Source organism: Stenotrophomonas sp. HMWF003 (assembly GCF_003061285.1).
GTDB lineage: Bacteria > Pseudomonadota > Gammaproteobacteria > Xanthomonadales > Xanthomonadaceae > Stenotrophomonas > Stenotrophomonas maltophilia_AP.
Genome location: NZ_QAIW01000187.1, coordinates 1 through 1,226, shown reverse-complemented (window position 1 = coordinate 1,226; position 1,226 = coordinate 1). Strand labels below are relative to the sequence as shown.

Annotated in this window: 3 protein-coding genes; all 3 read right to left on the bottom strand. The window is 66.3% G+C overall.

Annotated elements, in window-relative coordinates; genetic code table 11:
* The coding region (locus DBR34_RS21265) for a DUF4339 domain-containing protein (RefSeq protein ID WP_181393935.1) at window positions 1-174 on the bottom strand (174 nt) is incomplete at its 3' end.
* A gap of 37 nt (window positions 175-211) precedes the next feature.
* The gene (locus DBR34_RS07515; RefSeq protein ID WP_038685975.1) at window positions 212-685 is read right to left on the bottom strand and encodes a DUF494 family protein; all 474 of its coding nucleotides are present in this window, start codon (window positions 683-685) and stop codon (window positions 212-214) included.
* Window positions 686-727: 42 nt separating this feature from the next.
* A partial coding sequence (locus tag DBR34_RS07510; RefSeq protein ID WP_146186791.1) for a DNA-processing protein DprA occupies window positions 728-1,226 on the bottom strand: 499 nt, incomplete at its 5' end.

The following is a 1,226-nucleotide window of genomic DNA, read 5'->3' as shown; positions in this document are numbered from 1 at the left end:
CACCAGGCCGATCTCGTCGGCCACCTCGCGCAGCGGTTGCCACTGCGCCATGCCATCGCGCCAGACCAGCGTATCGGCCGCAATGCGGCTGGACTGGTACAGCGCGATCAGCTCATCGGACGCCAGCGGCCCGCGCTGCTGGCGATTTCCTTCTGCATAGAACCACTGGCCCACGGCACGCTCCTGAATGCGCAAGGCACCCAGTGTACGGTCAGTGAAGCGGTTCCGGTTCGTCTATGAACATCTGCGTTTCCATCCAGGCGTAGGCGGCCTCGGACCCGGGCTGGTTGAACAGCACCATCAGCACCACCCACTTCAGGTCGTCCAGATCCAGCTCGTCCTGGTCCAGGGCCATGGCGCGGTCCAGCACCAGCTCGCGCTGGTTGGCGTCCAGGATGCCGTGCTGCTCCAGGAACATCAGGAATCCGCGACCTTCCACGTCGAGCTTGTCCAGCTCCGGACCGTGGTAGATGCGCACCGGGCCGTCGACCCGGGCCACGTTCACGGCCGGGCGCTGGTCGGCCAGGGCATCGAGCCAGTCGAATGCTTTCTTGATTTCGGTGGGGCTGAAGCCGGCCTGTATCAGGCTGTTCTGGAGGGTGTCGCGGTCACGGACGAGGTCCGGGTCCTCGCTGAAATAATGTTCGAACAGGTACAGCAGGACATCCAGAATGCTCTCTTTCATTGCCCCTCGGCCTGCGTCAACGACGCTGTGGAGGTGAAGAAACTAGGGTTTTCGACAGTAGCGGCCATAGGCGGCAACCACCTTTCCTTCCAGTTCCATGACCAGCAGCATGGCCGACAGCTGGGCCGTCGTCAATCCGCTGCGCTGGATCAGTGAATCCATACCCGTTGGGTTGTCATCCAGTGCCTGCCACAAGCGCTGGTAGTTCGGGTCGGGGAAGGAGGGGGCGCGCCGAGGCGCCGGTCGTGCCTGTTCAGTGGGGGCATCCAGCCGGCTTCGCAAGGCCTGGCCCAGGGTGCCGGCCAGCGCGGTCAGCCCGGCGATCACTTCGTCGGGGTGCTCCACCAGCATCACGCCCTCGCGGATCAGCCGGTGGCAGCCGCGCGCCCGCGGGTTGCGCACCGAGCCGGGCAGGGCGAAGACCTCACGCCCGGCGTCGGCCGCCAGCCGGGCGGTGATCAGCGCCCCGGACCGCACCGCCGCTTCGATCACCACCGTGCCCAGGCTGAGCCCGGCGATCAGCCGGTTGCGGGCCGGGAAC

Bases quoted from the DNA above. Each gene is read 5' to 3' on its own strand.
- DBR34_RS07515 (WP_038685975.1), bottom strand. From the start codon at position 685: ATGAAAGAGAGCATTCTGGATGTCCTGCTGTACCTGTTCGAACATTAT.